The following is a 7,580-nucleotide window of genomic DNA, read 5'->3' on the forward strand; positions in this document are numbered from 1 at the left end:
CGCTCCCCAGGGTCGGCAGGGCGAGACGCAACGGATAATGTCCGAAGGTCGGAACGTTCAGATGGGCGATGCGAATGCGCGGCTCCCAAGGCAGGGCCAAAGCGCCGATGCCGCCGCCGAAGCTGATACCCGAGTAGCCGATATGCCCCTCGACTTGCGGAAAGACGCTCAGCAGCGCCGAGACCGCCAGCCACAAATCCTCGACGCAGCCGCCCAGGATGTAACGATCGCGCCGGTCGATGCTGTGCAGGACATGACGGGCGGGGTTGTCCGGCAGGCGCGGGTCGCGGCTCAAGGAAAGCCCGCGGAAGCAGGGAAACAACACCGCCGCTTCGCCGACCGGAAGATCGAAATCCGGACCCTCCCGGCCGCCGTAACCGTGCCCCACCACCAGCCCCCGCCGAATCGGTCCGTGTTTGGGACTCAACAGCCAGCCGCCGATCATATAATCGTCCGTCGATCGATAACGGACATCGTAAACATCGAAGTCCGGATGAACGTCTTTGCCGCGAGACAGCTCGGGGTTCGGGTAAACGCTCAGCGCGCGCCGGTAACGGGTTTCCCAGAACTCGGCGAAATCGCCGGGTTCCTCCGGGCAGCCGACCCGAAGCAGCGACTCCAGGGTGTAGCCGTAGGCGGGGTCGAAAGGGGGGTTGGCGGAGATCATGATTTGTCTCGAATGACTCTAATGCCGAATCGTCCAGACGAGCCCCATGGGCGAAGCGAACGAGCGGGCCAGGAGCCAAGCTTCGCTGGGCGAGAACGTGGGTTCCAAACCGGCTTCCTGCACACGGGTCGGTAATATAACCCCACGGAGCGGACGGACCATGGTACGAGCTGTCAAATCGCTATGACTTATCGCCAGGCTTCTTTCTTCGCTTGAGCGACGGCAGGGCTTTGGCCGCCGCTTCCAGCATCTTGATATTGTGCTCCTCGCCCTCGGCCTCCAGTAGTACTCTGCGCTCGGCGGCGAAGCGGCCGTATTCGCTTTCTGCGTGCGCATCGGCCTGCTTCTTTGAGATGCTGCCCGAATTCAGTAGCACGTTACGGTCGTTGAATTTGAGAAAGGCATCGAGCTTCTCCTCCCAGTCTTTCAGGAAGATTTGTTTTCGCCGCTTGGCTTGATCCTCTGCGAAGTCCAGCCACATCACGACAATACGGTTCAGCTCGCTGATTTCATGCTCCCGCAGGTAATTCTTGGCAATGGTGACGTCTGCCTTCTGCACTGAGCCGGATTTCCACGAGGTCAGCCCCATGTTCGGTTTGGTCGCATCGGCACGCTCGCGGATGATCTCCCCAGCCGTTTTGCCGGTGGCGGCGAAGTGCAGCTTGTTCTGAATGACCCGGAAAAACCGCGTCGTTTCCGCCAACGAGGGGGAGTAATCCGCCGCCATCGAGAAAATCTCGCGCACCCGCAGATACATGCGCCGCTCGCTGGACCGGATGTCGCGGATGCGTTCGAGCAGTTCGTCGAAATAATCCGGCACGCCGGAGCCCGCTACGGGTGGATTCTTCAGCCGCTCATCATCCAGCGTGAAGCCCTTCACGAGATACTCCCGCAGCCGCTCCGTGGCCCAGCGGCGGAACTGCGTGCCGCGCACCGAGCGTACTCGGTAGCCTACGGCGAGAATGGCGTCGAGGTTGTAATGATCGATGTTGCGGCTGACCTTGCGGTTGCCTTCCTGGCGAACTATCCGGAATTTCCGGATAGTTGCCTCCGGGTCAAGCTCCTGTTCCTCGTAGATGTTCTGCAGGTGTTCATTGATCGTACGAACATCCTTCTGAAACAACTCCGCCATCAGAGCTTGAGTCAGCCATAACGTGTCGTCGGCGAAGCGGCATTCGACGCGGGTACGCCCGTCTTCGGTTTCGTAGAGGAGGAATTCGCCGACGGTTTTTTCTGGCTGAGTCATAACATCAATCTCGCGAGTTCAGGATCGCTGCGAAAGAGCTTTCATCATTCACGCCATTGCGGATTCGCAGTAAACAGCGCGGATTCGAAGTTAGCCCAGGCGGTCGCTCGAAGAGTTTGGGCTTGGGCGCGTTTGGTTTCAGCTGCTGACGCGCTTTGCTGTAGCGCCTGCAGCAGATCCTGTTGATGGTTTGTTGGTAGAAGGGGAACAGGAAGGCTAGCAACCTCCCTGCTGTTGATCGATGCAAGATTCGTTGTCCGCTTGGCCTTGGAGCGAAAATAAGCTTGGCCGTACTCGCTGTTGATCACGGCCATCACAAACTCGGGAAGTAGCTTTTTCTGGTCGAGCCTGACCCGCAGCACATGGTTTTGATGAACGCAGTCTTCGATCTCTCCACGCCAAATAGCTCCGCGTCCTACAAGATCAGCGCTATTACCCTCGCAGAGGAGAATGTCACCCTCCTCTAGCCGAAACTTAGGCATCTCCTCATCGGGTACATTTATGTACTTGATCTCACGAAGATCCAAGATACCTCGCTGCACGTTCGCCACTCGAAGGTAAGGTCGAGCGTGTGTACTAGGTCGATTCGCGGGACACTTTTGAATGCCATAGGTCACTTTGCCAACGGAACCTAACGGAATCATCGGCCACATTGCTGAGGCCGTTTGGGGTTGAGCGATAGCGCGCAAGATGCCTTCGTGACTCCATCGTTCAACGTCCTTGAACCGCGCAATAAACACCGGCAACTCTGGCAGAGGTGGCGGCGGAGCGACACCCAGGGCTTCTTCGAAAGCCCGCAAGCCCGCCTGCTCAATGGTCTGTGCTTCCTGATGTAGCTTGGCAGCACGGGCGAGTGCATCTATATAAGTAGTGACCAAGGCCCGCTGCGCATCCAGTGACGGCAACGGGATCTTAAGGGCTTCGAACTGAGCGGGGCGAATCCGCGCTTTAGTCGTATTGCCCGAGCGTAGGCGCGATAGCCGTTGTTTGAAAGCGGTAGAGCGAATAACCAGCCGAATAAAGTCACCAGATACCCGCTCATGGTTGATCGAATACACCGGGTATTCGGCGCTGACGGCAAGGTGTCCGAGTTCATCAGGTACGATGCAGAGCGAACCCTGGGCAACGCGAATTTTTGATATCACCAGATCGCCGGAGTGCGCATAGAAAAGCGGCCCCTTGTAACCTCGCTTTTCCTCATCAGTTCGAATATGAAGATCACCGCCGAACGTGATTTTGGCAATAATGTTCAATTCATCGAGCGGAACAGTTGTACGGTCCACTGGAGCGACATTGCGCATGATGAAGTCGCTAAGGGAATATTCGGGAAAGGCACTTTGATGATTGCCTTCTTCGTCTTCGATCCAGCGTTCAATCTCCCTCCACCACCGGATCACGCAGCGGAGGGTACCGGAAAATTTGGTATTTCCTCCTGCGCGGCACCTTGAGCCAACCATGTCTCGAAGTTGCAAAAAGCCTCAAGCAATTGCGGCAGTTCGTTGGGCACGCCTTCTCCGGTTTCGCCGGTCGAGGTGATGCCCACCGCTTTGGGTGCGGCGACGAAAACCGCGTAGTCGAACAGCTCGCGAACCCGCGCCCATAGGGCAGCGTTGTGGGCTTCATCCACGGTGCGGTACTTGATCTTCAACTCGGACAGCAGCGCGTCGCTTTGTTTTTGTACTCTGCTCAAGGCAGCTTGCGCTCGGCGCTTGAGTTCAGCAGCGGCCTTCCTGTGCGCTTTGTCGGCCTCGCCTTGCCAGACGGGTTTGCCCTGCACCGTGGGGCCGATGGTCCTGGGATAAGCGGGCGGCTCGCCTCGTCGCCACGTGGGAAGGTTGCGGTTAATTCCGAGCGCCGCTAGTTTTGCCAGCAGGCTTACCGCTTCAGGGTCTTCGCCGCTGATGATGCGCGGGGCATAGTCGGCGTTCAGGGTGTCGCGTTGCCTATCGAACGAGGCATCCAGCTCGCTATGAGCTTGCGTCCAAGCCGCCTCCCAAGCCAGCGCGTCCGCCTCTGTGAATTTGCGCAAGAAGACCAGTGAGGCTTTGACCGTGGCGTTCGACGAGCGGAAGGTTTCTTCCGGCAGGCTCACCACGGCAAGCAGCTTGGCGCGGCCTTCGGCCCAGCGTCGCAGCCAAGCGAGCGAGGGATTGTTGAGATTGCCGTCGGGCAGAACAATGCCCATGCGGCCGCCGGGTTTGAGCAGGTTCAGGCAACGCTCGACAAAGATCAGCTCCGTGGGGCGGTTGTTCTTGCCCTTGCCGATTTCGAACAGATCAAGGATGGGCGTTTTTTCGGTGGCAGCCTGCAACAAGCGTTGGTGACTTTCTTCCCATGTTTCACCGTAACGTGCTTTGCAGCGGTACAGGTACTCAAGGTCAGTCGGTACGCGCGTTTCGTCGCTGGCGCCCACTTTTTGGTCCGACCCGACATTGGAGCCGAACGGCGGATTGGTCAGCACCAGGTCGAAGCGGCCGTTGAAGATGCCGTTAATGTCGAGCAAGCCGTCGTGATAATGGATGCCGCCGTGCCCGTCTCCATGCATGATCATGTTCATCTTGGCGGTGCGGGCAGCGCGTGGCTCCGCGTCAGTGCCGTAGATGCACTGCCAAGCGAGCCGGCCCACGCGGGTGTCTATGGGCTGATTGTCTTCGCCGCTTGGCAGCAGCTCTCTGTTAAAGAGGGCAAAAGCCTGTTCGATTTTCCGATGCTCTTCGTCTTCGGATAAACCGAGCGCTTCGATGCGTGCGCGCTCTTCGTCCTTTTGCCGCTGGATGTCGGCGACGATCTGTGCACGGACGTGTTCGAAGGCCCGGATAAGAAAACCGCCTGAGCCCGCGGCGGGGTCGCAAATTAGTTGTCCCTCTTGGGGATTGAGCATATCGACCATGAACTCCACCACCGGACGCGGCGTGAAGAATTGCCCCAACTCGCCCCGGAAGGTGGTGCCGAGAAAGCGCTCGAAAGCCAGACCCTTGATGTCGTCGCCGGTCTTGGAGAGATCGAAGCGTTCCAATTGTTTAACGATGCGGCGGAACGTTTCTTCCGAGATGTCGAGCTTGTCGGCGACCGTGAACAGGTCGTCGGCCTTGTAGTAGTCCTTGGTCAATTCGAACAGGCCATCGTGGACTAGCGGATCGTTTGGCATGCGCGAGGCAGCACGCCGGTCGAGGTATTCGGTGGTGAATGTGCCGTGTAAGCCAGAGCGCTCGACGTACATCTTGATGAAGAGAATCTTGGAGATGGTGTCGAAGGCGCGGCCAGGGTCCATCTTATGCACGTCCCGTAGTATGCTGTGACAGACGAAAAGCAGGTCCTGGAATTCCTTACGGTTGAAAGCGCGTAAGCGGCTCTTGATCTCTTCGATGCGCCGGGCGTCGCCCCAGTCGCTCGCTTTCGGGATTTCGTTGATGGGGACGAATTCACCGGGCAGACCGGGTACCAGTTTGAATACGGCAGTATGCCGAACATTATGGGCTATGAAGAATTCACAACCCGTAGCTCGTGTGTAGGACTCGCCCTGGTAGTAGTCGCGTTCCTGGATCTCGATCGTTTCCGTCTTACACTCCACTACCAAGACCGGTGTGCGGTTGACTGCCTTATCAGCCGCCGATTGCCAGATCACGATGTCGGCCCGTGGACTCTTATGGCCGTGCTGAGTTCGACGTTCCTGATCCATCTGGTCGAGGCTATAACCGTAGTGGTCGACCAGAGTACGAATGAAGCGCTGGCGGACGATCTCCTCTGGTTTGACGGTGATTTCGCGCCATTCCCGACGCAGGGGAATCCAGAGCCAATTGCCTTCCTGGTGCAAGGTGTCGGCAGATGCAGGAAATTGGGTGGCGGGCTGATGGGCAGGTTTTTTAATCTTTGCCATGCAGATGGTCTCTTGATTTCAGTCTTATATTTTTTCGGTACTGTCCAATTCCGACTTTTCCATCCGACAGTACAGCAAGGGCGCCGGTGTGCTTGCAGCGGTATTTCACTTCGAAGGAGATCGATTGCGTGCCGATCTCGGCCATCAGATCGACTTCGCGGCCTTGGCTTCAGTCCAATCCTTCTTTCAAAGGGCAATGTTATTGATTTAAGTCGTCATACTCTGCCAGGGAATGCCGGCATCCAGAGTACAGGGATTAGGATCCGGGCCGATCCCTTCCTTTACTTCTGGATTTCGGCAATTCCTGCCGAAATGACGGAATAGGCTTTAACAGCATTGTCCCAAAGGGAGAAGGCTTATAAACCCCTTTTCCAATTACAAAACGCTTGCTTTGGTCGCAAACCTTCAAAATGGCAAAAGTCGCTTGGGCTGCGATCTTCTCCTTGGGAGAAGCGATGGAGAAGAGGATTTTCGGCCTGTCAGGTTAATTCCAACTGGCGGATTAGGTTAATTATTGTCATGTATAGATTGCAATAAACAAACAAAAACGAAAATTCTCGCGAAATTCGAATATTTCTGATGCGGTGGCGGACGATGGCGAGCCGCGCCGGGCATCCACTTCGTCAATCCCAAACAGCTTATCTGTTCCAAAATGCAGCTATCGATACCGCCGCGACGCAAACCACAAGTTCAGCCGTCACGCCCGAACCGCAGCCTATCCAGCGCCGCCTCGATCCAGCCGAAGCCGATCCGTTCCTGTTCGAGACGGAGGGAAGGACGGATGCGGTTGTCGCGGAGGTCGTCGTAAAGCGCCTGTTCCTCACGGGTGAGGCGGGGAAGATCGCGGCGGACCGGCTGGGGTTCGGTCACCCATTGGGACGGGTGGGCCATCAGGGTTTCGCGGTCCATCAGGAAGGATTCGGCATGGGGAAGATAGGTCCGCAGTTGGTCCAGGATGGCGAAGCCGTGGGTGTCGATGTCGCCCCAGTAGTGGACGGCGCAGCGGTGCAGCCAGGCGGCTTTGGCCAGGCTGTCGAATCCGTACCCGGCGCCGAATACGACCATGCTGCGGGGCAGGTTCGGGAAGGCGAGGAAGTTGATTTCGTTTTCGGTGACGAATACGCGGGCGACTTTCGGATCGAGCAGGGCGAAAGTGTCGTGGTCCAGGGTGATGTCCTGGTCGGTGGTGCCGGGCAGCAGTGCCAGTTCGGGATCGAGGATGCGGAATCGAATTCGGACCGGCTTGTCGCGGAATCCGTAGCGGCGGCAGAACTGGCCGAGGCCGACGGCGTCGGCATCGATCGCGTCGGGCGGCAGGGCGAGGTCCAAGAGTTCCGACAGCACCGAGCGATGGGTTTCGATGAACTTGGTATGGACGCCCGGAATGTCGATTTGCCTGAGATAGACGCTCGGACGCTGGTGGGTCTGCAACCAGTCGACGACATCCAGGAGCAACGGCCAGTGATTGGCCAGTTCCAGGGCTTTCAAGGGATGCTTGGCCAGCCAGGGGAGCGCCGAAGACTGGCGGTTGCGGGTGATCGCCGCCAGCTCGGCGAAGCGCTCGGCGTCGCGGCGTTTTCCGATCAGGGCCAGCGCGTCGTCGAGCGTGTCGATCCAGATTTCGTCGGGAATCCGGTTCGCGCCGAGAACGCGGTGCCGCACCTCGCGCATCACGACCCGGTAGTGCGCGCCTTGCCTGAGGTCCGCAATCCACGTCCGCACCTGTTCGAACCGGTCCGCGAGTTCGGAGGACGAAGGTCCCTTGAGCGTCAGTCGCCGGGGGAACACGG

At 58.1% G+C, this 7,580-nt stretch carries 5 protein-coding genes; all 5 read right to left on the minus strand.

The window, feature by feature from the left end:
- Positions 1-667: acetylxylan esterase (locus tag ABJK70_RS17250; protein WP_347258575.1), on the minus strand; the 667-nt coding region annotated here is incomplete at its 3' end.
- 181 nt (positions 668-848) lie between these two features.
- Entirely contained in the window at positions 849-1,913 is a 1,065-nt protein-coding gene (locus ABJK70_RS17255) for a virulence RhuM family protein (RefSeq protein WP_347258576.1), read from the minus strand.
- Between the two features lie 44 nt (positions 1,914-1,957).
- Positions 1,958-3,310, minus strand: a complete 1,353-nt coding sequence (locus ABJK70_RS17260; RefSeq protein ID WP_347258577.1) for a hypothetical protein — start codon at positions 3,308-3,310, stop codon at positions 1,958-1,960.
- Positions 3,307-5,790, minus strand: coding sequence for an N-6 DNA methylase (locus ABJK70_RS17265; protein WP_347258578.1), 2,484 nt, complete (start codon positions 5,788-5,790; stop codon positions 3,307-3,309). The genes ABJK70_RS17260 and ABJK70_RS17265 overlap by 4 nt, the downstream gene beginning before the upstream one ends.
- Positions 5,791-6,480: 690 nt before the next feature.
- The coding region (locus ABJK70_RS17270; protein WP_347258579.1) for a Wadjet anti-phage system protein JetD domain-containing protein at positions 6,481-7,580 on the minus strand (1,100 nt) is incomplete at its 5' end.

This window comes from Methylocaldum sp. (assembly GCF_039794385.1).
In the GTDB taxonomy this organism is placed as follows: domain Bacteria; phylum Pseudomonadota; class Gammaproteobacteria; order Methylococcales; family Methylococcaceae; genus Methylocaldum.

Bases quoted from the DNA above. Each gene is read 5' to 3' on its own strand.
- ABJK70_RS17265 (WP_347258578.1), bottom strand. From the start codon at position 5,790: ATGGCAAAGATTAAAAAACCTGCCCATCAGCCCGCCACCCAATTTCCT.
- ABJK70_RS17255 (WP_347258576.1), bottom strand. From the start codon at position 1,913: ATGACTCAGCCAGAAAAAACCGTCGGCGAATTCCTCCTCTACGAAACC.